24 protein-coding genes are annotated in these 26,268 nt (G+C 56.8%); 10 read left to right on the forward strand and 14 right to left on the reverse strand.

From position 1 onward, the window contains the following. Nucleotides 1-100 precede the first annotated feature (100 nt). From MTX78_RS13445 to MTX78_RS13470, 6 genes are all read right to left on the reverse strand, one after another. Entirely contained in the window at nucleotides 101-2,374 is a 2,274-nt protein-coding gene (locus MTX78_RS13445; protein WP_243795026.1) for a xanthine dehydrogenase family protein molybdopterin-binding subunit, read from the reverse strand. Next, on the reverse strand, nucleotides 2,371-3,396 hold the full coding sequence (locus MTX78_RS13450) for an FAD binding domain-containing protein (protein ID WP_243795028.1): 1,026 nt from the start codon (nucleotides 3,394-3,396) through the stop codon (nucleotides 2,371-2,373). The genes MTX78_RS13445 and MTX78_RS13450 overlap by 4 nt, the downstream gene beginning before the upstream one ends. Nucleotides 3,397-3,476: 80 nt before the next feature. Then, nucleotides 3,477-4,016, reverse strand: coding sequence for a (2Fe-2S)-binding protein (locus MTX78_RS13455; RefSeq protein WP_394805583.1), 540 nt, complete (start codon nucleotides 4,014-4,016; stop codon nucleotides 3,477-3,479). Nucleotides 4,017-4,306: 290 nt separating this feature from the next. After that, nucleotides 4,307-5,617 (reverse strand): TonB-dependent receptor domain-containing protein, encoded by a 1,311-nt coding sequence (locus tag MTX78_RS13460; protein ID WP_243795030.1) that lies wholly within the window; start codon nucleotides 5,615-5,617, stop codon nucleotides 4,307-4,309. Continuing rightward, on the reverse strand, nucleotides 5,572-6,552 hold the full coding sequence (locus MTX78_RS13465) for a TonB-dependent receptor plug domain-containing protein (protein WP_243795032.1): 981 nt from the start codon (nucleotides 6,550-6,552) through the stop codon (nucleotides 5,572-5,574). Before MTX78_RS13465 ends, MTX78_RS13460 begins: the two co-directional genes overlap by 46 nt. A gap of 84 nt (nucleotides 6,553-6,636) precedes the next feature. Continuing rightward, nucleotides 6,637-6,990: a winged helix-turn-helix domain-containing protein gene (locus MTX78_RS13470; protein WP_243795035.1), complete on the reverse strand. Its 354-nt coding sequence runs from the start codon at nucleotides 6,988-6,990 to the stop codon at nucleotides 6,637-6,639. Nucleotides 6,991-7,309: 319 nt separating this feature from the next. On the opposite strand from MTX78_RS13470, the gene MTX78_RS13475 reads away from it, so the two are divergent. Next, nucleotides 7,310-8,020: a hypothetical protein gene (locus tag MTX78_RS13475; RefSeq protein WP_243795037.1), complete on the forward strand. Its 711-nt coding sequence runs from the start codon at nucleotides 7,310-7,312 to the stop codon at nucleotides 8,018-8,020. Nucleotides 8,021-8,232: 212 nt separating this feature from the next. On the opposite strand, the gene MTX78_RS13480 is transcribed toward MTX78_RS13475, so the two are convergent. Next, entirely contained in the window at nucleotides 8,233-9,066 is an 834-nt protein-coding gene (locus MTX78_RS13480) for an arginase family protein (protein WP_243795050.1), read from the reverse strand. 26 nt (nucleotides 9,067-9,092) lie between these two features. Further along, a complete protein-coding gene (gene dnaB / locus MTX78_RS13485) occupies nucleotides 9,093-10,712 on the reverse strand; it encodes a replicative DNA helicase (RefSeq protein WP_243795051.1) in 1,620 nt (539 codons plus the stop codon). A gap of 259 nt (nucleotides 10,713-10,971) precedes the next feature. Here dnaB and MTX78_RS13490 point away from each other — a divergent pair, with 259 nt between their 5' ends. Beyond that, nucleotides 10,972-12,360 carry a UDP-N-acetylmuramate--L-alanine ligase gene (locus MTX78_RS13490; RefSeq protein WP_243795054.1) on the forward strand — a complete coding sequence of 463 codons (1,389 nt, stop codon included), beginning with the start codon at nucleotides 10,972-10,974 and terminating at the stop codon, nucleotides 12,358-12,360. 92 nt (nucleotides 12,361-12,452) lie between these two features. Next, nucleotides 12,453-13,151, forward strand: coding sequence for an alpha/beta fold hydrolase (locus MTX78_RS13495; RefSeq protein ID WP_243795056.1), 699 nt, complete (start codon nucleotides 12,453-12,455; stop codon nucleotides 13,149-13,151). Nucleotides 13,152-13,700: 549 nt separating this feature from the next. Here MTX78_RS13495 and MTX78_RS13500 read toward each other — a convergent pair. After that, nucleotides 13,701-14,261, reverse strand: a complete 561-nt coding sequence (locus MTX78_RS13500) for a hypothetical protein (protein ID WP_243795058.1) — start codon at nucleotides 14,259-14,261, stop codon at nucleotides 13,701-13,703. Nucleotides 14,262-14,288: 27 nt separating this feature from the next. Further along, nucleotides 14,289-15,080 (reverse strand): M48 family metallopeptidase, encoded by a 792-nt coding sequence (locus tag MTX78_RS13505; protein ID WP_243795060.1) that lies wholly within the window; start codon nucleotides 15,078-15,080, stop codon nucleotides 14,289-14,291. A gap of 312 nt (nucleotides 15,081-15,392) precedes the next feature. On the opposite strand from MTX78_RS13505, the gene MTX78_RS13510 reads away from it, so the two are divergent. Next, nucleotides 15,393-16,007: a fumarylacetoacetate hydrolase family protein gene (locus MTX78_RS13510; RefSeq protein ID WP_243795070.1), complete on the forward strand. Its 615-nt coding sequence runs from the start codon at nucleotides 15,393-15,395 to the stop codon at nucleotides 16,005-16,007. 298 nt (nucleotides 16,008-16,305) lie between these two features. Then, nucleotides 16,306-18,237, forward strand: a complete 1,932-nt coding sequence (locus tag MTX78_RS13515; RefSeq protein WP_243795072.1) for a M23 family metallopeptidase — start codon at nucleotides 16,306-16,308, stop codon at nucleotides 18,235-18,237. Between the two features lie 87 nt (nucleotides 18,238-18,324). Here the strand turns inward: MTX78_RS13515 and MTX78_RS13520 are convergent, their stop codons facing one another. The 3 genes from MTX78_RS13520 to MTX78_RS13530 all read right to left on the reverse strand — a co-directional run bounded on the left by MTX78_RS13520 (nucleotide 18,325) and on the right by MTX78_RS13530 (nucleotide 20,003). Beyond that, the gene (locus MTX78_RS13520; RefSeq protein WP_394805584.1) at nucleotides 18,325-19,020 is read right to left on the reverse strand and encodes a ClpP family protease; all 696 of its coding nucleotides are present in this window, start codon (nucleotides 19,018-19,020) and stop codon (nucleotides 18,325-18,327) included. 88 nt (nucleotides 19,021-19,108) lie between these two features. Continuing rightward, nucleotides 19,109-19,411 (reverse strand): hypothetical protein, encoded by a 303-nt coding sequence (locus MTX78_RS13525; RefSeq protein ID WP_243795074.1) that lies wholly within the window; start codon nucleotides 19,409-19,411, stop codon nucleotides 19,109-19,111. Nucleotides 19,412-19,415: 4 nt separating this feature from the next. Next, nucleotides 19,416-20,003, reverse strand: a complete 588-nt coding sequence (locus tag MTX78_RS13530; RefSeq protein WP_243795082.1) for an RNA polymerase sigma factor — start codon at nucleotides 20,001-20,003, stop codon at nucleotides 19,416-19,418. Between the two features lie 379 nt (nucleotides 20,004-20,382). Between MTX78_RS13530 and MTX78_RS13535 the strand changes: the two genes are divergently transcribed. The 5 genes from MTX78_RS13535 to MTX78_RS13555 all read left to right on the forward strand — a co-directional run bounded on the left by MTX78_RS13535 (nucleotide 20,383) and on the right by MTX78_RS13555 (nucleotide 25,344). Further along, a complete protein-coding gene (locus MTX78_RS13535; RefSeq protein ID WP_243795083.1) occupies nucleotides 20,383-20,958 on the forward strand; it encodes a lipocalin family protein in 576 nt (191 codons plus the stop codon). 123 nt (nucleotides 20,959-21,081) lie between these two features. Further along, on the forward strand, nucleotides 21,082-21,531 hold the full coding sequence (gene bcp, locus MTX78_RS13540) for a thioredoxin-dependent thiol peroxidase (RefSeq protein ID WP_243795085.1): 450 nt from the start codon (nucleotides 21,082-21,084) through the stop codon (nucleotides 21,529-21,531). A gap of 302 nt (nucleotides 21,532-21,833) precedes the next feature. Further along, on the forward strand, nucleotides 21,834-22,736 hold the full coding sequence (locus tag MTX78_RS13545) for a transketolase (protein ID WP_243795087.1): 903 nt from the start codon (nucleotides 21,834-21,836) through the stop codon (nucleotides 22,734-22,736). A 178-nt stretch (nucleotides 22,737-22,914) separates the two neighbouring features. Further along, nucleotides 22,915-24,318 carry a vWA domain-containing protein gene (locus MTX78_RS13550; RefSeq protein ID WP_243795089.1) on the forward strand — a complete coding sequence of 468 codons (1,404 nt, stop codon included), beginning with the start codon at nucleotides 22,915-22,917 and terminating at the stop codon, nucleotides 24,316-24,318. 69 nt (nucleotides 24,319-24,387) lie between these two features. Then, the gene (locus MTX78_RS13555) at nucleotides 24,388-25,344 is read left to right on the forward strand and encodes a transketolase family protein (protein WP_243795090.1); all 957 of its coding nucleotides are present in this window, start codon (nucleotides 24,388-24,390) and stop codon (nucleotides 25,342-25,344) included. A gap of 365 nt (nucleotides 25,345-25,709) precedes the next feature. Here the strand turns inward: MTX78_RS13555 and MTX78_RS13560 are convergent, their stop codons facing one another. Next, nucleotides 25,710-26,252: a hypothetical protein gene (locus tag MTX78_RS13560; protein ID WP_243795092.1), complete on the reverse strand. Its 543-nt coding sequence runs from the start codon at nucleotides 26,250-26,252 to the stop codon at nucleotides 25,710-25,712. Nucleotides 26,253-26,268 lie beyond the last annotated feature (16 nt).

The following is a 26,268-nucleotide window of genomic DNA, read 5'->3' on the forward strand; positions in this document are numbered from 1 at the left end:
TGTGGCACAAGGAGAGCATTTTGCAGTTGCAAGTTGTTACACAAGAAAAGCCCCGAAACCAGCTGGCTCCGGGGCTTTTGCATACAATACCAATTCGCTGCTACAGCAGCTTATCCATGTAGATAGGCAACTCACGGACGCGTTTGCCGGTAGCGTGGTACACAGCGTTGGTAATGGCCGCGGCTACGCCGAGCAAGCCTACTTCTCCGATACCTTTCACGCCGAGCGGGTTCACTTTGTCGTCTTCCTCTTCCACGAAAATCACGTCGATGTCGTGGATGTCGGCGTTGACGGGGATGTGGTACTCGGCATAGTTGTGGTTCATGTAGCGGCCGAGGTTGTGGTCCATGACGGTTTCTTCCATCATGGCCATGCTAATGCCCCACACCACTGACCCAAGCACCTGGCTGCGGGCGGTTTTAGTATTAAGAATACGACCGGCGGCTACGGCATTCACTACTCGCGTCACGTGCACGGTGCCCAAGTCCTCGTCTACTTTTACTTCTACGAACACGGCGTTGTGGGAGTGCAACGAGTACGGGAGCTGCTTGATCATGTCGGGCCCAGAATTACTGGTGGCCTCCAGCTTCTCCTCGCCGCTGGCTTGCAGCACGTCGCGAATGACAACCGATTCTTCGGGTTTTTCGCGCAGTCGTATTTGGCCGTTGGCAAACTCTACGTCGTCGATGTCGGCGCCTTTTAGCGGGTGGCCTTCCATCTTCTGAGCGAGCTTGAGCAGTTTCTCCCCAATGCTGGTGCACACTTTCTGCACAGCCGTACCCACGGAAGCCGCCGTCCAGGACCCGCCTTCCACCGGCGACTCCGGCAAATCGGTATCCCCGAGCTTGAAGGTTACGGCCTCCAAAGGCAGACCAAGCGTTTCGGCCGCAATCTGGGTCATGATGGTGTAAGTGCCGGTGCCAATGTCACCGGTGGCGCTGGCTACGGTTAGCTTGCCATCAGCGGTAAGCGTGGCTTTGGCACTGACTTTTTGCATGGAAGCATCCCACACGCCTCCGGCCATGCCCCAACCGATCAGCATGTTGCCTTCGCGCATGGAGCGCGGCTCGGCAGTACGTTTGTCCCAGCCGAATCGGGCGGCGCCTTGGTGGTAGCATTCGCGCAATTTCTTGCTAGAGAAGGGCCGCTTCAGGTTTTGGTCTCGCTCGGCGTAGTTGCGAATGCGGAAGTCAAGCGGGTCGAGTCCAGCCTCGTAGGCCATTTCGTCCATGGCTACTTCGAGGGCGAAGGAGCCGGTGGCGGCACCGGGGGCGCGCATGTCTTGGGGCGTAAACACGTCGAGCTTGGCTATCTGGTAGCCTAACTTCACGTTGTCGCACTGATAGAGCATACCCGACCAGTTCACCACGTTTTCGGTATAGTCCTCGAATTTCGAAGTCTCGTGGAGGGCGTGGTGTTGCAGGGCAGCCAGCGTGCCGTCGGGGTTGGTGCCCATCTTCACGTATTGCAGCGTGTGGGGCCGGTGGCCGAACGAGAACATCTGCTGGCGCGTGAGCGTGACGCGCACCGAGCGTTTCAGCTCCAGCGCGGCCAGCACGGCCAAGAACACTGTGTATTGGGGCCGCAGGCCCGAGCCGAAACCACCGCCCATGTACAGGTTAATCACCCGGGCTTCGTCTTTGCTGAGCCCGAAGATTTTGGTGATGTACTGCTGCACGTTGTATACGCCCTGCGTTTTGTCGTAGGCCGTGATTTTGCCATCGGGATGATACTCTACAGTGGTACCGAACATCTCCATGGGGTTGTGATGCTGCGTGCCGTGCATGTACTCGCCCTCGATGCGGTGGGTGGCGTTTTTCAACGCGTCGTTGGGGTTGCCGCGGGGCGACGGTGGCGGCATCCAGCCGGTTTTGCCTCGGCCCGGCTCGAACCCTTCGTCGCGCCTCAGCTCGATGTTGGTTTCAAACTTCTCTTCTTCGTAATCAATCTGCAACAAGGACGCGCCATAGCGAGCCAGCTCGAACGTTTCGGCTATGACTACCGCTACGGGCTGCATGTTGAACATGATTTTATCGTCGTGCAGAGGCCGGAACGGCGAACCGCCGGGTGCTACGTCGTCTTTGTAGTTGCGGTCAAACCAGGCCAACGACGGCACGTTTTCGTGCGAGAAAATCTGCACCACGCCTGGCAGCGCCAACACGGGCTCGGAGTGGATTTTGGTGATGCGGCCCTTGGTGATGGTGCTGTTGACCACGTAGCCATACAGCATACCGGGCACCTTGAATTCGGCCGAATACTTGGCGGCACCCGTCACCTTGGCCGGCCCATCGACGCGGTTGGTGGGCTTGCCGATGTAGCTGGTTCCGGTAGTGCCCGCCTCGACGGTGGGCGGAGTAGTTATAAGCTGGCTCATGGATTCGAGTTTAGATAAGCGTTGGCATCGAGGGGCTGGTCCATTTCGGTGGCCTGCTTGAGGGCCCGCACGATGGCGCGCTTGCCGAGCTCGATCTTGAAGTTGTTGTAGCCGTAGCCTTGGGCGTTGTGCATGATGGCCGTGGCGGCTTGGCGGAAATTATCTTCGGTAGCCGACTGGCCGCGGAGGGTTTCCTCTACCGCCATATCGCGCCACGGCTTGTGCGCCACGCCGCCCAAAGCAATGCGGGCCTCCTTGATGGTGGTGCCTTCCAGCTCCAACCCCACCGCCACCGATACCACGGCAAAGGCGTAGCTGGTCCGGTCGCGCAGCTTGAGGTAGGTGAAGTTCTTCTCAAAGCCTTTGGCTGGCAAATCCACCGCCGTAATCAGCTCGCCGGTTTCGAGTGTGTTGTCGCACTCTGGCTGGTCGCCAGGCAAGCGGTGGAAGTCATCGAAGGCAATGGTCCGCTCGCCATGTGGGCCACTCACGCGCACGGTGGCTTCGAGGGCTGCCAGGGCCACAGCCATATCCGAGGGGTGCGTGGCAATGCACTGCGGACTGGTGCCCAAAATAGCATGGATGCGGTTGTAGCCTTGCAGGGCCGAGCAACCGGAGCCGGGCTCCCGCTTGTTGCAGGGCGTGGAGGTGTCGTAGAAATAGTAGCAGCGGGTGCGCTGGAGCAAGTTGCCGCCGTTGGTGGCCATGTTGCGCAACTGCGCCGTGGCGCCGGCCAATATCGTCTGGCTTAGCAGCGGATACCGCTTTTCCACTTCGGGATGCCAGGCGGTATCGGCGTTGGTGGCGAGGGCGCCGAGCCGCAGGCCGCCTTCCGAATTGTCTTCGATGGCCGTGAGCGGCAACTTATTTAGGCCGATGAGGTGCGTGGGCTTTTCCACGTTTTCCTTCATCAAATCCAAGAGGTTGGTGCCGCCCGCCACAAACGCCGATTTCGAGTTGGTGGACTTGTCGCGCACGGCCGTGTCTACGGCTGTTGCGCTAGTATAGGTGAAGCTGTTCATGTTGCAAAAACTGAGAAGTGAGATTGTAAGACTTAGACTCGAATAGAAAGCAGACGGCAGAGTCATCTTACCTTTCAGTTCTAGCTTCTCAGTTCCCCTTTCTGCTTGTCTACTACTTCCTTCACCGCGGCCAAGATTCCTACGTAGGCACCGCAGCGGCAGAGGTTGCCACTCATCAGCTCCCGGATTTCGTCTTCGGTGTGGGCGCGGCCTTCGTTGATAAGCCCTTGGGCCGAACAAATCTGGCCGGGCGTGCAGTAGCCGCACTGGAAGGCGTCGTGGTCGATGAAAGCTTGCTGCAAGGGGTGCAAGTTGCCTTCTTGGCCCAACCCTTCGATGGTGGTTACTTCGTTGCCGTCCTGCATTACGGCCAGTGTGAGGCAGCTATTGATGCGCTTGCCGTTGACGAGTACCGTACAAGAACCGCACTGCCCATGGTCGCAGCCTTTTTTGGTGCCGGTCAGGTCGGCGTATTCGCGCAGGGCATCGAGCAAGGAAGTCCAGGGGGCCAATTCCAGCTCCCGTTTTACTCCGTTGATGAGTAGTGTGACGTGGCCAGTAGCGGGAGGCGCCGGTAGCGCACCGGCCCCGGCGGGCATGGTGGTTAAGTTTGGTTTCATAAAGGCTGTGTGCAGGAGTGAAACGGTAGCAGAGGACGCACAAGCAGTCGGCCCCGAACCTGATCAATATCCATACGCCCCACACAGAGCTTACGTTACTAAGACACAAGTATTTAGAATGTTTCTAATTCTATAATTCGCGCTGTCCACAGTCTACGTCTTGTCAGCTAGAAACTTAGCTACTTCCCTATATAATGTCAAGAATAAACTAATCGATGTACCAACCTAGTAGCACATTCAACAACAATACCTTTTCTGATCAGGATCCACCGTCAGGATGCTGTAAAACTTTACAATCCATAGGTTACAGCGAGGTAGTACAAACCACCTACACTAGGACCACCCAAATACGACTCATAGTACTTGTTGAGTAAGTTGCTGGCACCGAGTTTGAAGCGCAGGTTCGGCGTGGGCACGCTGTAGCTAAGCTGGGCATCGAGGGTGGAATAGGCCGGCACGGAGCCGCTTACCAGGAAGGTCTGCGAGTAGTACTTGGCTTGCCAGCGGTAGTTAAGGGCAAACCCGACAGTCTTCCACACCTTTTCATTGCCCAAGCTCAGGTTGTAGGCCCAACGCGGCGTGTTGAAGCCGTCTTCCAAACCGTCGCCGGATTCGGTACGGTCGAGGCGGGTATATGTGATGCTGGCGCCGGCCAGGTAGCTGGCGGCCAGCTCGTAGCGCAGCCCCAAGGACCCGCCGTAGTTGTACACCTGGCTTTGGGCGTTGGTCCAGAGGCGGTAGCGGTTTTGGGTGGCGCGGTTGCTGAGGTAGATGGCCGCCGAATCGGGGTTGTTGGTTTTGGGCACGTAGGCTTCCACCTGCGCGATAAAGTCGCGGTAAGCGTTGTAGTAGAAATCCACATCAAGCAGCAGTCGGCCACCGGGCAGCAGCGCCGCTTTGTATCCGAGTTCCAACGACTTGATATACTCGGGGTTGAGGTAGGTGTAAGGCGTTTTTACCAGCATATTTTTGTTCTGCTCGATGGCTGCTTGGCGTTTCTGTGCGGCACTGCCCGGGCTGGTAGTGGCGTTGACGGCCGCCGTTACGGCCGAGTTGAAGGCGTCGATGGAGCTGCGCAGGTAGCTGTTTTCAAACACTCCATTCGACATCACCCGCAGACCGCCAATTCGTTTCACTTGCCCGCTGTTCACGTTGGAAAAGCCCTCAAACAAGCTCGGAAACCGGTAGCCACTCTGGTAGCTCAGCCGAAAATTATGCTGCCGGACAGGCGAATACACGGCCGTAAAGCGCGGATTGAAACAGACCGTGAAGTAGTCGTTCTTATCGGCCCGGAGCGTGGCCGTAAGCCGGATCCGCTCGTCGAGCAGCCGGATGCCCGCTTGCACGAAGCCGCCGGTTTTGCTGTACGTGAGGTTGTCGTGGAGGGGGTCTTTGTTTTTTTCTGGGTTGATGAAGTAGTTGCCGTCGGGCTGCACGATATAGGTGCGGTGGTCGGCTCCTAGCAGCAGGTCGAGGGTGGTCGGCCAGGGGTGGCGGCCGCGGCGCAACGCCTCTGCCACGTTCACTTGGCCTTCGGCGTGCAACAAATCAGCCTTCACGCGCAGAGCAGCCCCTTGGTCCCAATTGTTGATGGTGGCCAATGCCAACAGCTGTTCCTGAAACTCGGGGGTGCCGGGTTGCAGCCGGCCGGCATCGGCGGCGGTGCGGGCGGCGGCATGGGCCTGCGCGCCACCACGTAGCTTTTGCCGCCCAGCGTCAGGCTGCTGCGGTTTGATGATTCGTTGCCGTAGCTGTTTACAGGGTCCTGGGCAGGATTTTCGGACCCCAAAAGGTTAGTAGTGGCATTACCGTTGGGATTTAGCTCGGCTTGATTGTTGGCTATCCAGTCGGAGCCGCGCAGGTAAGTGCCGTTTACTTTGAAAGCCAGCTTGGGCGTCAGCACCTTGGCATAGCGGACACTGGTTTCCGAAAACAGCGATGCGCCGCTGTTAGGGTCTTTGAGGTGGTTGACCCCGGTTTTCTGCTGCACGCTCAACCCCTCACTTCGAAAAGGGTTTCTGGTACTGAAGTTAGCTAGCCCGTTGATGGCATTTAGGCCGTAAAGAGCCGCCGCTGTGCCCGGTACTATCTCCACGGTGCTGATATCCAAATCACTCGGCCCGAGCACATTGCCAATGGGCCCGCCGATGTGCGGTGCCTGGTTGTCGATGCCGTCTACGAGCTGTGCAAACCGCACGTTGGTGGTGTTGGTGAATCCCCGAGCATTTATCACCTTGAAGCTCAAGCTCGGGGTAATGACTTGTACACCCTTCAAATGCTCGATGGCATCGAAAAACGACGGCGCTGGCGTGAGCCGTAAGGTGCGGGCGTTCAGCTTCTCCACCGTCACCGGCGACTGTAAGAAGCTTTCCTGCACCTTGGAGGCGGCCACCACCACTTCCTGCAGTGCTACGTTGTGGCGGGCCGTATCAAGCGGAGCCGTGGGTTGGGCAATTTGCTGAGAATGAGCTAGTACGGGGAGCAACAGCAAGCCTAACACGTGCCAAGCAGTACATCGAAGGGTAGCTGTGCTCATAGAGTTCGTTATGTTTTCGTGAACATAACGAAGAACTTGATAGATTGTTAGCGTGCAACTTTGAAATATCGGGCGCTGCGTGGTTTACAAGAGCCGGGCCTCTTCTGCTCGCAGAAAAGCTTGAAACCGCTCTTGCAAGGCTTGAAACTCTTGTATCATCTGCTGGCCCTGGGGTGTTAGTTCGGTGCCACCGCCATGCTTGCCACCAGTTTGGGTGAGTACCAGCGGGCTTCGGGCCTGAGCGTTCATGGAGCTTACCAGTTCCCAAGCCCGCTTATAGGACATACCCATAGCTTGGGCCGCTTTCGAAATAGAACCTAGCGAGTGAATCTGCGTCAGCAACTCCAGCCGTCCGATACCCATAAACCGGTCGTCGGTTTCCATCCAGAGGCGGCCGTTGAGGCGAAAAGTCAGGTCAGCGCGCAGCAGGTCTTTCATGGCTGTAATCTTACGAAAAAGGCTGTTGCGCGCCGGCATCTAATGAACTGTGTCACCGCTTGCGCTTATGTCGGTTCCTTACACTACGCACGGTTTTTCTTGCTTTCGAGGTGGTCCAACAAGCTAGCCGTAGTGACAACTGATGGTATGTTGGCATGGGCTCCACCGTTGCAGCTGCCTGGCAGTGGGGATGGCTGCGTAACCGATGTTAAAAAACTATGGACTCCTCTGCAACCTACTTAGCCTTTCTTGCGGATAGTCAGTCAGCTAGCAGTCAAATGGACTGCCATTCATATCGCACCCTTAATCAACTACTTGCATGGAACCTAATCAGTCGGGCACTCCCACCAACGAAGCTGGCGGCGACCAGCCCCAGAACGCTCAGCAACCGTCTTCTACCAACAGCACCACCAGCGGTGCTCCTACCTCCAACACCTCCAACGCCACAGGCCAGCAGTCTGCTGATAGCCAAAACTGGAAGGAGCTTGCCAACCCACAGAACCTGCAAAAAGTAGTTGACCAGCTACCACAGGGCGTAAAAGATTTCTTTGCCAACTCTTGGAGCCAGGTAGGTAAAACCTGGGGACAAGTAGGCGGACAAGTAAACAAAATGAGCACGACGCAAAAGGTAGCGGGTGCCGCCGCCCTCGTTGGCATCGGCTACCTGGCTATGCGCTCGGGCAAAAAGTCGTCCAGCAAGTCTGCGAGCCGCTACAAGTCTTCGCCGAGCACCACCCCGGCGTATCAGCGCCACGAGCAGAACTATTCCGGTAGTGGATCTTCCGCTAGCGCCCGGCCCGACGAAAGCCGCCGGATGGACCGGGGCCCCGGACACTGGAACAGCGGCAGCGGCTTCGACCGCGAAAATGCGTCCCGGACGGGAGGCACGTATTCCTCGGATGCAAGTAGCACTGCCGGCTATTCTGGCTCGGACAGCCAATCGTCTTCGGCTTACCGGGGCGTAGGTTCCCAGGGCAGCACCGGCTCTTCCTCCAGCACCTCCGACTCTGACTACGACAGCGCTATCTAGCATAACCAGAATCTGGCAACTTGCTCTGTCAAGAGCGAATTCCGGTCTTTTACCCAACAAAAAGCAGTGCCCCAGGCGAATGGCTTGGGGCACTGCTTTTTGTTTTATATGGGTGCCGCCTTTTCTTGTATCGTTAGCGTTTTTATTCAGTATGCCTCTCGTTCGGTTGAAGCACCGGAAGGCCTACTGCCAGAATAACTAGGCCGCGAAAGTTACAATAGGCTTTTAACTAGTCTTAAGGCCGCCTTGCTCACTTGGTTGGTAGTGTCTGCGCTTGGGTCGTAGGAAGCAAACGTTACGGCGCCTATGGGCATCAAACGCTTTACTTGGAGTAGTGCAGCTTCCAATGCTTCTACTTTCAGGCCACCTTCTACGGCGTAAGAATTGGCACTGCCTACGTAGCGCTTGTCCAGCACATCCAAATCAATGTGCACATACACCTGGTCCACTTGTGTTTGCAAACGAGCTAGAGCCTTCTCGAAAGTATCGGTTTCCACCGCGTCGGCTGTTACTAGGCATACACCCGCCGCATGCAAAGCAGCCTCTTCAGCGGGCTCGAAAGCGCGGCCTCCAACGTGCACTACGTGGGTCGGTTGCACTGGGCGAAACCCAGGAATGGAAGCGGCCAACGTGCTCCAGCAGTGTCCCGTGAGCGTGGCCAAGCCCATGCCATCCAGAAACCCACTTTGGCTGGTTTCCGGCGTATGAAAGTCGCCGTGGGCATCAAACCATAGCACGCCTACTCGCCCTGACAACCCAGCCGTAACCCCGAGAGCCACCCCGCAGTTGCCGGCCAGAACCAAGGGGAACTGGTGCGCGTCTACCGCCTCTTTTGTTTGCCTGGCTACCTGCTGGTATAGCCCGAAGCTAGTGTGAATTTCAGTTTGAAATTCATCTTCTGCTTGCACCTGCTGCACTCGCACCTGCCCACCTGCCTGCTGAACCACGGTTTCTATTCCTTGGTCCAGCAGGTGCTGCGGTCCAGCGCCCATGCGCCGGTTTTTCCACGCCGAATCGTAGGGTACTGCTATAATGGAAATCAGCATCAGGTTGCGGTGCTTGGAAGCGCAGCTTAAAACGGCGGCGGACCGTCGTCGAAGTTGCTACGGGGGAAGGGCTGCGCAGGCGGCGGACCGTCGTTATTGATGCGGGAGCCCAACCGGATAGTGTTGGGGGCGAAAGCCGAGGGGTCTTCGTCAAAGGTGCTGCTGGGAAAGGCTCCGGTGTTGAAGCTGCCCGCGTCGCCGAAGCCGCCCACGCCATCCAGGTCGGCAAACTTGGTGAACTTGCCGATGAACTTGAGCTGCACCGTTTCCAACGAACCGTTCCGGTGCTTGGCAATAATAACCTCGCCGGTACCCTGGGTTGGGTTGCCCATTTCGTCTTCGGTGATCTTATAGTACTCCGGCCGGTAGAGGAACACCACCATGTCGGCGTCCTGCTCGATAGAGCCCGATTCCCGCAGGTCACTCAGCTGCGGCTTCTTGTCGCCACCCCGGGTTTCCACAGAACGTGACAACTGCGACAGCGCCAACACAGGCACGTTCAGTTCTTTGGCAATCCCCTTGAGAGCCCGCGAGATGCTAGCAATTTCCTGTTCACGGTTGCCACTGCCCTTACCATCGGTGTTGCCCGTCATCAACTGCAAGTAGTCGATGATGATCATTGAAATATCGTGGTGCGCTTTCAGGCGGCGGCACTTGGTGCGCAATTCCCGAATACTCAGGCCTGGCGTATCATCAATGTAGATGGGCGCCGACGACAATGCCGAAATTTTGTGGTTCAGCTGCGCCCACTCGTAATCGGCTAGGTTGCCCTTCTTGATCTTCTCGGAATCCAGCTCGGCCTCCGCCGATATCAAACGATTTACGAGCTGCAACGACGACATTTCCAGCGAGAAGATGGCTACGGGCTTCTTGAACTCCACCGCCGCGTTGCGCATCGCCGACACCACGAAAGCGGTTTTACCCATGCCGGGCCGCGCCGCAATAATTACCAGGTCAGAGGGTTGCCAGCCGCTGGTTACGCGGTCCAGGGCCGAGAAGCCGGACGGTACGCCGGTAAGGCCATCCTTCTGATTTTTCTTTTCTTCCAGCTCTTTGATGGCCTTGCCCATCAGGCTGCGCATGTCATCGAAATTCTTGCGAATGTTGGATTCCGATACTTCGAACAGCGCCTGTTCGGTGCTATCTAGCAGGTTGAATACGTCGGTGGTATCCTCGAAAGCGTCGCGCTGGATGGTGCTGGCAATGTTGATTAGCTCGCGCTTGATGGCGTTTTCGGTGATGATGCGGGCGTGGTATTCCACGTTGGCCGCCGAGTTCACCTTGAAGGTGAGGTTGGCTACGTAGTGCGCGCCCCCGGCTGCTTCCAGCTCGCCCATCTCGCGCAGCTCGTGCGTGACAGTGAGAATGTCAATCGGCTCCGACTTGTCGAAGAGGTTGAGGATGGCCTTGAAGATGCGCTGATGCCCGTCCTTGTAGAAACTTCGCTCTTTGAGAATGTCGATTACAGTGGTCAGAGCGTCTTTTTCGAGCATGAGGGCGCCCAATACGGCAGCTTCCAGCTCCAACGCCTGTGGCGGCAGCTTGCCCGCTGGCCCACCCGCCGGAACTACCGCAGGGCGGCTGCTCCAAGCGGCTTTAGCACGCGAGGCTGATAATTTCAAGCGGTCATCCATCCGGTCATTCATCACTTAGGTAGGTACTACAAGGTAAGCAGGTTCGGGCGGTTTTCAGTTGGGAGCCGGCAGGATTCGTTTGCGCGCTTCTTTCGGTCCGCACCTAATATTTTCCAAAGGGGCACAAAGCTAACGGCTGGGCCCTACAATCAAGGAAGGGGGCAAAAGGTTTCTTTTCTTCGGGAAGTAAGGGAGTGGCAAGGGGCGGCTGGCCGGAATGAACATTGTCCCGGCCTCCTTACCTTTGCCGCCCGCCTACCCCCTTTCCCGAATGGCCGCTACGCCCACTCCTTCCCTCCAACGCCTCCACCTAACTGCTGTTGGGGGCAGTATCATGCATAATCTGGCCTTGGCCCTGCACAAAAGCGGGGCCCACGTTACGGGCTCCGACGACGAGATATTCGAGCCCGCCAAAAGCCGCTTGCAGGCCGCTGGGCTATTACCGGTAGCGGAAGGCTGGTTTCCCGAAAAAATCACTGCCGACCTGGATGCTGTTATCGTGGGAATGCACGCCCGGGCCGACAATCCGGAGCTATTACGAGCCCAGGAGTTGGGGTTGCGGGTGTATTCGTTTCCGGAATTCATTTATGAGGCGTCCAAAGACAAGCAACGCATTGTTATTGGGGGCTCGCATGGCAAAACCAGCATTACGTCCCTGATTTTGCATGTACTACGCTACCACGGCCGCAAGTTCGACTACGCCGTGGGGGCTCAGTTGGAGGGGTTTGACTTGATGGTGCAGCTTACCGAAGATGCTCCCATCATCATCATCGAGGGCGACGAGTATTTGTCTTCCCCCATCGACCGGCGGCCGAAGTTTCACCTCTACCAGCACCATATTGGCGTCATTTCCGGCATCAGCTGGGACCATATCAACGTGTTTCCGACCGAGGAAATCTACCGCGAGCAGTTCAAGATTTTTGCCGAGATGACGCCCAAAGCCGGCACCCTCATCTACGACCAGGACGACGAGCAAGTACAGCTCGTGACGGTACCAAGCCACCCCGATGTGCACTACATCGGCTACGGGCCGCACGAACACGTGATTAAAGATGGTAAAACCTTTTTGCTCAACAAGAAAGACGAAAAAGTACCGGTACAGGTGTTTGGCGAACACAACCTGCGCAACATTTCCGCGGCCAAGGAGGTCTGCAAGCAGCTAGGTATCAAGGGCAAGTCGTTTTACGAGGCGCTGGCTACGTTCAAAGGCGCAGCCCGGCGGCTGGAGCTGGTGGCCGAGGGAGATGACTCGGTGGTGTACAAAGACTTCGCGCACGCCCCTAGTAAGCTCAAGGCCACAGCTACGGCCTTCAAGAAGCAGTTTCCGAAACGCCGCTTGGTCGCCTGCTTGGAGTTGCACACGTTCAGTAGCCTGAATCCGGCGTTTCTGCCGCAGTACGCGCATACCTTCAACGCCCCGGACGTAGCGGTGGTGTACTTCAACCCGCATGTGCTGGAACACAAACGCCTCCCTCCTCTCGCTCCCGAGCAAGTGGCGCAGGCGTTTGGCCGGCCCGATTTGCAGGTGTTCACGGATAGCAAGCAGTTGGCTAACTTCTTACACGAGCAAGACTGGCACGATGCCAACCTACTAATGATGTCTTCGGGCACCTTCGACGGGCTAGACTTAAAGCAGTTAGCAGCAGAAGTGGTAAACTAAAAGGCGGCTGGAAAGTAGTGCTTGCTGTGCCATTCATTCTGCTCGCTACAACCGCCTAACGCGCCAAGTATCACTCTTCTACCTTTCCTCTCATGAAACAACCATTGCTGCTGCTGCATGGCGCGTTGGCTTCGGAAGCTCAACTGAAGCCGTTAGCTCGGGAGTTGTCGGCGTTTTACAGCATCCACACCTTCTCGTTTAGTGGGCACGGTGGCCGGGCAGTAGCAGCCGATTCGTTTTCGATGCAGGGCTTTGCCAAGGAAGTAGCACTGTTTATTGAAGAAAAAGCGCTGGCGCCAGTTGATATTTTCGGGTACAGCATGGGCGGCTACGCGGCCCTCGCGGCGGCTGTGGCCGCACCCGGTAGCATCCGTACCATCACCACGCTGGGCACCAAGCTCGACTGGTCGCCGGCTACTGCCGCGCTGGAAACGCGCTTTCTCGATTTGGATACCATGCGCGCCAAGGTGCCGCACTACGTAGCCCAGCTCGAGCAGCTCCACGCCCCTACCCCGCTGCCTGAGTTACTTACGGCCACTGCCGGCATGATGCGTACCCTTGGCACGGCGCCGTTGCTTACGCCCACCGTGCTGGCTAACTTGGAGGTACCGGTGCAAATGATGGTGGGCGAACTAGACAAAAACGCCGGCGTGGATGCCTCGCGGCACTTTGCCGATTACATGCCCCACGCCACCTTCGAGATTCTGATGAACACCCCGCACCCGCTGGAACGTGTGAATCCCGATTTGCTGGTTAGCCGGATTGCGCGCTTCATTGAAAGCGTGGTGTAACTACCAGGCAGACGTACCTGATTGCGCAGCAGGCCGCGTAGCCCCCCACGCCCCAACACGCGCCATTGGCCAGCACGCAACCAAGGCAAAGACATCGGACCCTGAAAGCAAACGGATAGCGCCTGTCATTCCGACGCAGGAGGCATCTGAGTCGAAGACGTTTAACGATCTTACTCGGATTCCTCCTGCGTCGGAATGGCAGGCGTTCTTGTCTAGGCTATCAGGCTAATATGGCCTGCTGCTACCACGTTGGCTTGACGACCCAAGCACCAGAAAAGGGCGGTGAACAGCTGCAAGAGGTCCAGAGCATTCCATAGCCACAGGTTATAACCAGCCAGCGGTACTTCGTTTTGCGCGGCAATACGGCCGCTACGAGCAGACAACGGTTTTTATCGAACGAAAAAGCCCACCTGTTGGCGGGCTTTTCTTAGTTTTTGGGCTCTGGTGGTTTTGGTGGCTCCACCGGTTTGGAACGGCGCCGGTCGGTGGTGAGCAGGAGCGCCACGGCCGTAAGCGAGAGGCGCATAATCCATTTGCGGCTGAGCATATCTAGCGTGGAAAAAGGGTATTATTGCCGACAACGCGCAAGTCGCAGCTGCTACCTCCGGTGTTTTCCTCGCAGCTGGTACCCACAATGTCGTTGTTCTCGAAGTTGAAAAAGCAGAACGTGCATCCTACCCCCGTAATGATGTAGCGGGAGGCGTTGGAACGCAACAGCAGCTCCGACTCGGAAGCCAGCGTCAGCGGAACGGCCATGCCGCGGAACATACCGTTGCGCAGCCCTAGCCCCACCAGATAGTAGGAAGCCGGGTCTTTAGGGCCTCCCTGCACTTTGCGCACCATGGTTTTATCGATGCTGGTGCCATCACCAAATTGGCGGTTGAAGGCTTGGGTTAGCTGTTCGCGCGGAACCAGGTACTTGATCAGTCCTTTTTCTCCTACGGAGGCGATAATCTTGCTGGTAGTTTCCTGCCTGCGCCCCACGTCGCTCTTGTCGGGCGAGGTGAACTCTGGAATGCCTTTCTTGCTGGTTTCGCAAGCGGGCAGCACAACAGTGAAAAGCGCGGAGGCCAGGAGCAAGCGCAAAAAAGGGCGGAAGGAAAGCATCATACTAGAAAGGTAGCAGGTCGGCGCAAGTTAGGGCTTATAGTACGTACGCGCTTCCGGTAATTCGCGCTGAATATTGGCGATGCGCGTACCGTTGGAGGGGTGCGTGGAAAGAAATTCTGGGGGCGCAGCGGCACCCTCGCGCGAGTCCATGCGCTGCCAGAACGCAATGGCATTGTCGGGGTTGTAGCCAGCCATAGCCATGAAGATCAGCCCCAGGTGGTCGGCCTCCGACTCTTGGCTCCGCCCGTATTTGAGCAGCCCCAACTGCGAGCCAAGCCCTACTGCCTGCAGGAACACGTTCTGCGTGAGCGTTGGTGTTTGTCCTACTGCCGTTGATACGGCGGCGCCTACGCCCTGTGCGGCATACTGTTGGCTGGCCCGTTCTGAACTATGCTTGGCTACTGCGTGAGCAATTTCGTGGCCCATCACAACAGCAAGGCCGTTTTCATCTTGCGTGATGGGCAGGATGCCAGTATATACGGCCACTTTACCGCCGGGCATACACCACGCGTTTTCCTGCTTTTCATCAAGTAGGTTGAACTCCCACGCATAGCCTTCCAGCTGATTCTGTTGGTTTTGCTGCCGAAAGTAAGTTTCCACTGCTTGCTGCACACGCTGCCCAACACGCTTCACCATTGCGGCTTGCTCTCCGCTAGCAATTACTTTGCTGGAATCCAGCACCGCCCGGTACTGCGTGGCGGCCATGGCGTTCATTTCCGCATCGGAAACCAGGCTAAGCTGACGGCGGCCCGTGATAGGAACCGTGGAACAGGCAGCAGCGATAAACAGGCAGCTACCCAGAACTATTTTCTTGAGCATATTCGGTGTGGCTTTACAGAAAGAAGGGTTGACGAAGAGACGCAAAGCGTTACCTCAGCGTCCCATCAGTTCGGGGCGAAACAACGAATTGCTATACGTCGGAGCCCCCCGCAAATGTTTGCTTTGCCCCACCGTCTGCTGCCAAGCGCGCCGCATTTAATTGGCTGGCTGGTTTTCAGGGGTGGAATTAAGGGCTAATTTTGAGCCTCATGATTTCGAGAACAGAGGTTTCTGGATGCTACTATTCATTGTGAGTACTAGTATTCCGCCCTTGCTTTCAAGCCCAGGCCCCCACGCCCTCACGCATCACGTATGAAAATTCTTTGCATCGGCCGCAACTATGCCGACCATATAACGGAACTACAGAACGAGACGCCCGACGCGCCCGTCATTTTTTCCAAGCCCGATACCGCCCTGCTCCAGCGCAATCAGCCGTTCTTTTACCCTGATTTTTCGCAGGACATTCACCACGAAATCGAGTTGGTGCTACGCATCTGCAAGAATGGCAAGAACATCGAGGAGAAGTTTGCTCATACCTATTACGACGCCATTGGCCTGGGTATAGATTTCACGGCCCGCGACTTGCAGAGTAAGCTAAAAAGCAAAGGCCTGCCTTGGGAACTCGCGAAAGGCTTCGACGGCTCTGCCCCACTCGGCGAAACGTTCAAACCCGTGAGCGACTTCCCTAATCCCAAAGACATCAACTTCCGGCTGGAAGTGAACGGGGAGGTGCGCCAGCAAGGTAACTCTGGCTTAATGCTGCATCCCTTCGACGCCATCATCAGCTACATTTCCAAGTTTATCACGCTGAAAATGGGCGACCTGATTTTTACGGGCACCCCAAGCGGCGTAGGTCCAGTTAAAATCGGTGACCAGCTCACAGGCTACATCGGCGACGAAAAAATGCTGGACCTCGCCGTGAAATAACGCACGGCCTCACGCTGTTGCGTTTATGTTCAGCTGTCTGCGTAGTGGGCAGCGTTCCACGTGTTGCCCTTCTTTTGGGTTGATTCCGATAGCCGGGCTGCCTTCACTTGGGTGGGCGGCGTACTACCGCCTCCCACGCTACCGTTAGAACAACGCTGCCAGCACGGCGCCGTGTCCGGCGTTTGCTGCCTCGTTTCTGTACTTGCTGATTGCTTTGCGAATGCCTTATGTGTTGAATTTGTCGTCTCGGCGGCTATTGAGTATCTCTTTTCTCCCGTTAGTTCTGCTGATTTTAGGGTTGCAACCCGCTTCCTGCGGTGGTCAGGAGCCTGATTCTGTAGCGCAACAGCCCGCCACCCAGGTGCCCGCTGGCCCGCAGCCTACAGTACCGAACGGCTACTTTTTGTTTCCCATCAAGCCCGGCAAACCCAATTTCCTGGCAGCCAGCATGGGCGAACTACGCCCCAACCACTTTCACGGAGGCCTCGACATCAAGACGGATGGCCGCGTGGATTTGCCGGTGTATGCTGCCGCCGACGGCTACATTTCGCGCCTCAAGCAAAGTAGCTTTGGCTACGGTAATGTGCTCTACATCACGCACCCCAACGGCCTGACCACCGTGTACGGTCACCTCAACCATTTCAAGGGGCCCGTGGCGGCGGAACTGCTGCGCCAGCAATACGAAAAGCAGACCTACGAGCTAGAGCTGTTTTTCAAACCCGAACAATATCCGGTGAAGCGTGGGGAAGTGGTGGCGCTATCCGGTAATACCGGTGGCTCGGCGGGCCCACACTTGCACTGGGAAGTGCGCACCGCGCAAGACCACCAGCTGAACCCGCTGCAATGGGGTGGGTTCGCGGAAATTCAGGACCACGTAGCGCCGATGCTCCAAGCGTTTGCCGTGGAAGCGCTGGGCATCGACGCCCGCGTGCAAGGCCACTTCGGCAAAGCGGTTTTCGTGCCCAAAACGCCGCCTTTGCCCAACGGGGGCGGCTATATCTGGACCGATACGGTTTCCGCTTTTGGTTCGGTTGGCTTGCTAGTGCAAGGGTTCGACCGATTTGATGGAGTATGGAACAAGAACGGATTCCAGCGCGTGGAAATCCGGGTGAATGGCCGGCCGCATTACCGGCACGTAGTGGACGATATTCCGTTTCCGGACGGCACTCGCCAAGTCAACCAACACATGGATTATGAGTGGCGCTTCATGCAGGGGAGGCAGTTCGAGAAGCTGTTTGTAGATGACGGCAACGGCCTGAAGATGTACACCACCGGTCCTGACAAGGGCCGCCTGCGCGTGGAAGCCGGCAAGATCTACGACGTGGAAATCCTACTAGCCGACTCGTATGGCAACACCACCCCGTTGCGCTTGGTGCTGCGCGGCGAGCAGCCAGTGTACTACAAAACCCGCTCGACGCTGGTAAAGAAACCCGCGTTGCGCTATGATATCAGCCGCAACTTGCTGGTGGCCACCGCCGCTGACCCCGACACGGCGGCTGCCGGCGGGCCGCTCACCCTCTTTAAAGGCAACCGCCGGCTTACGCTTCGCCCCAGCTACACCGTGCTCAGCCAGAACACCTACCTCTACGACTTACGCGCAGGCTTGCCGGACTCCATGCAGTTTGGCGGCATCACCAAGCGGTTCGACCGCCAAGTGCTCATTCCGTCGGGCCGTGATTTTGCCTTTGCTACCAGCACCTTGAAGCTAGGGTTTGGCCCCGAGACGTTATTTGACACGCTGTACGCGCAAACCAGCTACAAAGCGGGCGTCTGGACTGTGCACATGCCCCGCACTCCGCTGTACCGCAGCTTGCAGCTCACGCTGCGACCTGAAGTGGAGGTAGCCGACAAAACCCGCACTGCCATTTACGGCGTTACGGCCAAGGGAGGCCGGGCGTACGTGGGCGGTAAGTGGGACGGCAATACCATTTCGGCGCCCATTAAAGCATTCGGGCAGTTTAAGTTGCTCACCGACACCATTCCGCCCTCGGCGCGGCTCCTGCGCAAAGGCCCAGCGGGGGTGGTGTTCAAAGTCGGCGACGACCTCTCGGGGTTGGCTTCCTACAAGCTGGAAGTGAACGGGCAATTCCACCTGCTTCGTTTCGAGCACAAAAACGCCACGCTGTTCTCAGAGAGAACCGACACGCTTGGCCCGCCGCTGCGTGGCCCCGCCACCCTGTATCTGCGCGACCAAGCCGGCAATGAGAAGGCCGTGCAAGTGGTGCTGTAAGCGCTAGACCCTAGAGTATTAAAGTTAAGAGCGTAGAGCGGTCTTACAGCGCAGTATCAACTCACGCTGCAAGACCGCTCTACGCTCTTATTTCTTCTCTAGTACCTCGTCAATCAGGCCGTACGCTTTGGCTTCGTCGGCGCGCAGCCAATAATCCCGGTCGGAGTCGTCGTGGATTTGCTGGTAGGTTTTGCCGGTGCGTTCGGCGTAAATGGTGTAGAGTTCCTGCCGCAGCTTCACCACTTCGCGGGCCGTAATTTCGATGTCGGCCGAGGGGCCTTGTACGCCGCTTGAGGGCTGGTGAATCATGACGCGGGCGTGGGGCAGGGCCGAACGTTTGCCCAGGGTGCCGCCCGCCAGCAGAAAAGCCCCCATCGAGGCCGCTAACCCGGTGCAGATAGTGGCCACATCGGGCCCCACGTACTGCATGGTGTCATAAATACCGAACCCGGCGTACACCGAGCCACCCGGCGAATTGACGTACAGCAAAATGTCCTTCTTGGCGTCTACCGATTCCAAAAACAGCATTTGCGCGGTTAGAATGTTGGCAATCTGGTCGTCAACGGCCGTTCCCAGGAACACAATCCGGTCCATGATGAGGCGCGAAAACACGTCAATTTCGGCGAAGCGCGTGGGGCGTTCTTCAATTACGGAACGGGTCATGTTGGTGACAAACGGGCGGCCCTGGCCTTCCATGTGGTGTAGGTATTGGTCGACACCCAGGCCATTGAGGCCCCGTCCTTGCACGGCAAATTTTCGGAACTCTTGTTTTGTTGACAGCATGAGAGAGGTGAACGTAATGGGCATGCCGGTGCCCTTCGGCGGAAAGCCTAGGCCAGCAAGACAACCCTAGTAAATAGAAAAGTGAGACTTAGTGCGCGCGCCGCAGCTTCCGCCAGCCGGTTATAATAGCTCGCAGCCCACCGTCAGTGAGTTGGCGCCAGCGCCCTGGGCGTGGTTGATACAGTTGCTCATGAATGGCCTCTAGCTCCCGCCGCAATTGCCGCCGACCGGCTACATATATCCCCTGATACACTCGTTGTTGCGCCTCGGTGTCAACTTCCAGTTCGGCATCCAGCAGTTGCTGTACGACCCATTCATTGGCTTGCGCTGGGCGTGGGCTACCCAACAGGTGTAGCTCGATGCGTTGCAGACGTTCCAGTTCCGGGCGCATCGGCTTAGGCGCTAAAGGTTTCGAACAGCACGTTGCGCACCGAATTGCGCAGCCGCTCCAAGCACTTGAATTTCTGCACCGTGGCCGAGCGAACGTTGCGGTAGTGGTGAGTGACAGCAATTTGTTCTAACGGCTGCTGGAAGTAGTAGAACGACAGCAGAATGTTCTTGCACTTCTCCCCCAGCTGCTCCACGTACTCCAGCACCGAAGCATCGGCGGCTTCCGAGTCCGTTGCGCCAGCCGGCTCGGGTACTTGCAGGTGCTCTTCGTTCAAGTCGGCTACGCTGCACCGCCCCCGGCGGCTTAACTCCCGGCGCCACAAGTTGCGGGCTACGGCTACCACATAGGTGCTGGCCGTGGCGGTAAGCTCCAGCGTACCGCCCACTGCTTTTTCATAAAAGATAACCAGGGCATCATGAAAGATGTCTTTGGCATCATGCTCTGTCCCACTATGCTGCAACACGTAGTGGCGCACCATCGGGAACGTGCGCTGGTAGAGCAGGGTGAGCGTTTCACCACGGTTGGTTTGCAGCGCGTGCCGGAGCTGCGCGGCATCAGGTGGCAGGGGCGGCAGGAGGTTTACTGTTTTCATCGGAGCAGGAAGTCTACTGATTAATCCGGTATTTCATCAACTATCACCCTTCACCTGAAATATACTTAAGAATAACGGGCACGCAGAAGCCAGCAACCCTAGCCTAGCTGCCCCTACTGCTTGTCATATAGGAGAGGAAACGAATAAGAGTGTGTTTGGAAATTGTCATACTGCGCTTGCCGAAGCATGACGGAAACGAAGTTTTTATCAAAGCCTTAAACCCGCTCTTAGTACCAGAAGCCTGGTTTAAAGCCCCTCAGACCAAGGCTTACCATCTCGACATTCCGCGCCTCAAGCGGCGAGAGGTATCTGAGTGAACTGGTATATCCGACAAGCAAGCTCCTGCGTAAAGTGGAGTTGTCTTTCACATCTTACTAGCATGACCAGACCTCTCAAAACCCGCCAACCTGTTTTGATAGCCACAGCCGTGGCGGCAGTGGCTACCGGCGTTGCTGCCTATGGCTACGTACGGCGCAAACTGTATCCGGCACTGCCCACCGTGGCACACGTCGACCTGCATAAGTACAGCGGGTTGTGGTACGAGGTAGCCCGGCTGCCCACCCGCTTCGAGAAAGGCTGCCAGCACGTAACGGCCCAGTACAAGCAGCGGCCCGATGGTAAAGTGAGCGTGGTTAATACCTGCCATAAGGATGGCCTGAACGGGCCGGTGGAAACCGCCAAAGGTGTTGCCCGCGCCGTGGATAGCACCAATGCCAAGTTGAAAGTCAGTTTTTTCTGGCCTTTCGAGGGCGACTACTGGATTTTGGACCTAGACCACGCCGACTACCGCTACGCACTGGTTGGCACGCCCAGCCGGGAAAATCTGTGGCTGCTCAGCCGGACTCCCCACCTGCCCCGCAGCCTCCGCGACCAACTCGTTGGCAAAGCCCACGAACTGGGGTTCCCAGTGGAGAAACTGTTGTTCACGCCTCAGCCCCTTACCGACAAACCGTAGATCCTTTGTAGGCCGCGGCCCTAACTCAACAGTAGACACTACACCGAGGCCGGGCAACTCATGCAGCCGCCCGGCCTCGGTGTGTTTCCGCACTACTGCTACATTTGCTGAAACATTCTTCGTATGTCACTACCCCAAGCCGGCGACACCGCCCCCGATTTTGCTGCCAAAGACCAGAATGGCACTGTCCACCAGTTGGCCGACTATAAAGGCCGCCGCGTGGCCCTCTACTTCTACCCCAAAGACGACACCTCTGGCTGCACGGCCCAAGCCTGCGACCTACGCGACAATTACCAAAGCCTGCAAGCGGCCGGAATTCAGGTGCTTGGGGTGAGTATCGATGGTGAAAAGTCGCACCAGAAATTTGCTACCAAGTACGAATTGCCTTTCCCGCTGCTCGTTGACGAAGACAAAAAACTTGTGCAGGAGTATGGTGTCTGGCAGGAAAAATCGATGTACGGCCGCAAGTACATGGGCACGATGCGCTATACCTTCCTGATTGACGCGGAAGGCAAAATCGAAAAGGTGATAACCAAAGTCGATACCAAAAACCACGCAGCTCAGTTGCTGTAGGCGACAGACAGCGCGGCGGCCCACTGCAAGACTTGCTTTTCCTCTTTTGGCCAGCGGAACACTTAAGTTGTTACGCTGGAGTGGCGTGGGCACCTGCTGAAATAGCCGTCGGGCTTCAAGAAGCGCAGTTTGGCAGTCTGTTCTGACGCCTTATTGGGTTGGCTCTCCATACAGCCTACCAAGCAGCGCAGAAATGCGGGAAATTGCTGGGTCCTTTCGGCTCCAATGACTGGCTTGGTAGCACATCGCCCGGCCAACTTCTTACATTTGCTCTATCACATACTTCACACAAAACAGAATCTATGTCGCAGGACTCGTCTTTTGCCGCTTCTTCCGAAACGCACACCCCCGAAGCCACTAAGTCGGTAGCGGAATTGAAACAGATTGCGGCGCAGGTGCGGCGCGACATCGTGCGCATGGTGCACGCCGTTAACTCGGGCCACCCGGGCGGCTCACTTGGTTGCACCGATTTGCTGGTAGCACTCTACTTCAAGGTGATGAAGCACACGCCAGAGCCCTTCGACATGAATGGTATCGGGCAAGACATGTTCTTTCTTTCCAACGGCCACATTTCGCCGGTGTTCTACTCGGTACTGGCCCGCTCTGGCTACTTCCCGGTAGGCGAGCTAGCTACTTTCCGTAAGCTCAATTCGCGCTTGCAGGGCCACCCAGCCACCCATGAGCACCTGCCCGGCATACGGGTAGCATCTGGCTCGTTGGGCCAAGGGTTGAGCGTCGCTATTGGGGCCGCGCAGGCTAAGAAGCTCAACGGCGACGACCGCACAGTGTTCGTGCTGATGGGCGACGGTGAGCTGGAAGAAGGTCAGATCTGGGAAGCGGCTATGTATGCACCGCACCACAAGGTAGACAACCTGGTGGCTTTCGTAGACCGCAACGGGCAGCAAATCGACGGCCCAACCGACAAAATCGGTGGCCTCGGCGACCTGCGTGCCAAGTTCGAGTCCTTCAACTGGCGCGTACTCGAAACCGACGGCAACGACCTGGAAAAACTGCTGCCTACTTTGGAAGAAGCGCAGTCCTTACTCGGTCAGGGCCAGCCTATTATGGTGCTGGTTGACACGCAGATGGGCTTCGGCGTTGATTTCATGATGGGCTCGCACAAGTGGCACGGCGTAGCGCCCAACGATGAGCAGCTGGAAAAAGCGTTGCAACAGCTCAGCGTGGAGGAAGCTGGCGACTATTAATCGGTAGCGGTAGGTATGCCTGAAAGCCAACCCTACGGCTTTCAGGCACTTCGTGCTGCTTTGTTGAGCCAGCGTTTTATACAACGGGGGTGGCAACGCACGTTATAGGTTCAGCTTTTTTCAAAACTCGTTTGCGCCCTGCTCGTGCTTGAGAAGGGCTTGGGCGGAGGTTCCATGTATGTGTCGGTTGGCCGCTCTGTTGTGTACGATTCTACTGCTGGCTATCTGGCCAGGGCGGGAGTTGTGCGCCCAGAACGTACCGCCGGTAAAGCCGCAAGTCACACGCATTCTGTTTCTGCTCGATGCTTCCGGCTCTATGCTAGCGCCGTGGGAAGGGCAGCCCCGAATGGACGTAGCGAAAAGCCTGCTCGCCAAAATGGTGGACTCGCTGAACGCGTATCCAAACCTGGAGCTGGGGCTGCGCGCGTACGGACACTTGCACGATAGGTCGGAAAACAACTGCGAGGACTCCAAGCTGGAAGTGCCCTTCGCGCCCAAGAATGCGGCGGCCATCAAAACCCGCCTTAAAACCCTTGAGCCCAAAGGCAACACGCCCATCACCTACTCCCTGCTCCAATCAGCCGGCGACTTCCCAACCGATAAGACGGCACGCAACGTGCTCATTCTTATCACCGACGGGTTGGAATCGTGCAAAGGTGACCCGTGCGCCACCTCCATAGCGTTGCAGCGGAAGCGTGTTTTCCTTAAGCCCTTTGTTATTGGCATTGGAGCCGAAAAGGAGTTCGGCAAGCAACTGGAATGCCTGGGGCAGTACTACAACGCGGCGGACGTGAAAACTTTTCGCACCATCCTCAACGATGTAGTAACGCAGACCCTGGCCAAAACTACCGTAGCCGTCAACCTCACTGATGAAGCTGGCAAACCCGTGGAGTCGAACGTGAACATGACGTTCATCAACAACATCACGGAGCAGCCCGAATACAACTACGTGCATTACCGCGACGCCCAAGGCAAACCCGACGTGCTCGACATTGACGCCTTGCAAAGCTATGACCTAATAGTGAATACGGTGCCGCCCGTGCGGCAGCAGAACTTGCCCATCAAGCCGGGCAAGGCCAACGTACTCACTTACAAAACGCCCCAGGGAACGTTGTGGCTGCAAAGCCCCAATATGATAGCCAACCCCTACGGCAACGTGCAGGCGGTGGTCCGGCAGGCAGGTAAAGACTACACGCTGCTTGCCTTGCCTTTTGGAGCCCGCCAAAAGCTTCTAGCCGGCAACTACGAAGTGGAGCTCTTGACCCTGCCCCGCCAGCTTCGCCGCATCACCATTAAGCAAGGCGAGGAAACCACCGTCACGTATCCGGCGCCCGGCACATTGAACATCGTTTCCGACCTGAAAGGGTACGGCAGCCTCTACCGCCTCAACGACGACGAAAGCCAAACCTGGATTTATAACCTCCCTGACGGGGGCAGCAGCAAAGTGAATATCACGCTCCAACCTGGCGCCTACCGGCTGATATTCCGCACTAAAAACGCCACTGGCAGCAAGTTCACGGACGTGCGCAACTTCACCATCCGCTCTGGCCAGACCAGTTCCGTTAGCATCTTCGGCAAATGAATGGCTACTCTTAGCCTAAGCTCAAACCCCAACAACAGACTACAACGACATACTCTTCACTCACCATACATGAAAGACTTCCCTTACACCGAATCGAAAGACACCCGCAGCGGCTTTGGCGCGGGCTTGCAAGAGTTGGGTAAAACCAACCCCAACGTAGTAGCCCTGTGCGCCGACTTAGTTGGCTCGCTGAAAATGGACGCCTTTATCAAAGACAACCCGGAGCGTTTTTTCCAGGTGGGCATTGCCGAAGCCAACATGATGGGGCTGGCTGCGGGCCTTACCATTGGTGGCAAGATTCCGTTTACGGGCACGTTTGCCAACTTCAGCACAGGCCGCGTCTACGACCAGATTCGGCAGAGCATTGCGTATTCCAACAAGAACGTGAAGATCTGCGCTTCCCACGCGGGCCTCACTTTGGGCGAAGACGGCGCTACGCACCAGATTCTGGAAGATGTGGGCATGATGAAAATGCTGCCCCACATGACCGTCATCAACCCCTGCGACTACAACCAGACCAAAGCCGCCACCTTGGCCATTGCCGACTACGAAGGCCCGGTATATCTACGTTTCGGCCGGCCTGTGGTTCCCAACTTCACCCCCGCCGACCAGGAGTTTGAAATCGGTAAGGGCGTGCTGCTAAACGAAGGCACCGATGTCAGTATTTTCGCCACGGGCCACTTAGTATGGAAGGCAATTCTGGCCGGCAAGCTTCTCGCTGATAAGGGCATCAACGCTGAAATCATCAACATCCACACCATCAAACCGCTGGATGCACAACTGATTCTGGAGTCGGCCCGCAAGACTCGTTGCGTGGTAACGGCTGAAGAGCACCAGATGAACGGCGGCCTCGGCGACTCTATCGCTCAACTACTATCCCGCGAGGAGCCCCTCCCCCTGGAAATGGTAGCCGTGAACGACTCGTTCGGAGAGAGCGGTACGCCAGACCAACTGATGGAAAAGTATCAGCTCAACGAGGCTGCTATTGTACGGGCCGTTGAAAAGGTAATGGCGCGTCGGAAGTAATAATTCAGTGAATAAAACAAAACCGCCCCGGCTGCTACCTAGCAACCGGGGCGGTTTTGCGTTGTATAGGCTACACGCGAGCTACCTCGTAATTCGGTTGAGTTTCAAGAAGCCTCTATACGGTCTGTTTGCAATCTGGTACATAAGGAGCCCTTCGTCGGCGTTCCAGTACGATTTATCCCCGTTTTCATGCACGATTATATACGTGGTAAACGTGCCCATCGGGATAGTGATAACTGTGTCAGCAACTAGTAACAGCAGAGTCCTTTGTGCATAGTGGTGCTGGTAAGGCATGGAGTAACGAGCACTGGCGCACAGCCCATCAGCCTCGTTGTACTATAGCAAACTCCTTGGTTTTCTAGGCCTTAGAACCGCAGACCAGCCAAGCGCTGTTCCAGCATTGCATCCAGACTTTGCCACTGTGCGCGGTTGCTGAAGGTATAGTCCTGATAGCACGCCAAGAAGGCGCCAGCTTCGTGCTCTACTTCCTGCATTTCCTCCAGTGAGCCCCCGGCAGCCCGTTCGTAATCTGCTGCCAAGCCATAAATCCAGCCTACCTCCGCATCTGATTCTACCAGCGTCCGCAAGCGATACAACGACCGCACAAGCTGGCTTACGGGCCAGGTGCCGGTAGCAAACTGCCGATACAGCCAGCCGATGCCAGGGCGGACCGTGAAATACACATCCGGAAAGGCATTCTTCAGGAAGCGCGGCACTTCCTGCTTGTTGGTGTGGAGCACGCGGTAGAGGTGCAAAAAAAAGGTGTCGGCTGGCTCGTCGCGCAGTAACACCTCATCCAACCAGTCACTTATATCGGCTCGTTCAAGTACTTCCACCTGCAAAGCCAACCGAATATAGAACGCTGCTTCCGCTACGGGCAGACCTTCAAGCTCAGTATCTAACTTCATGGCTGTAGTTTCAGGC

It is taken from the genome of Hymenobacter tibetensis (genome assembly GCF_022827545.1).
GTDB lineage: Bacteria > Bacteroidota > Bacteroidia > Cytophagales > Hymenobacteraceae > Hymenobacter > Hymenobacter tibetensis.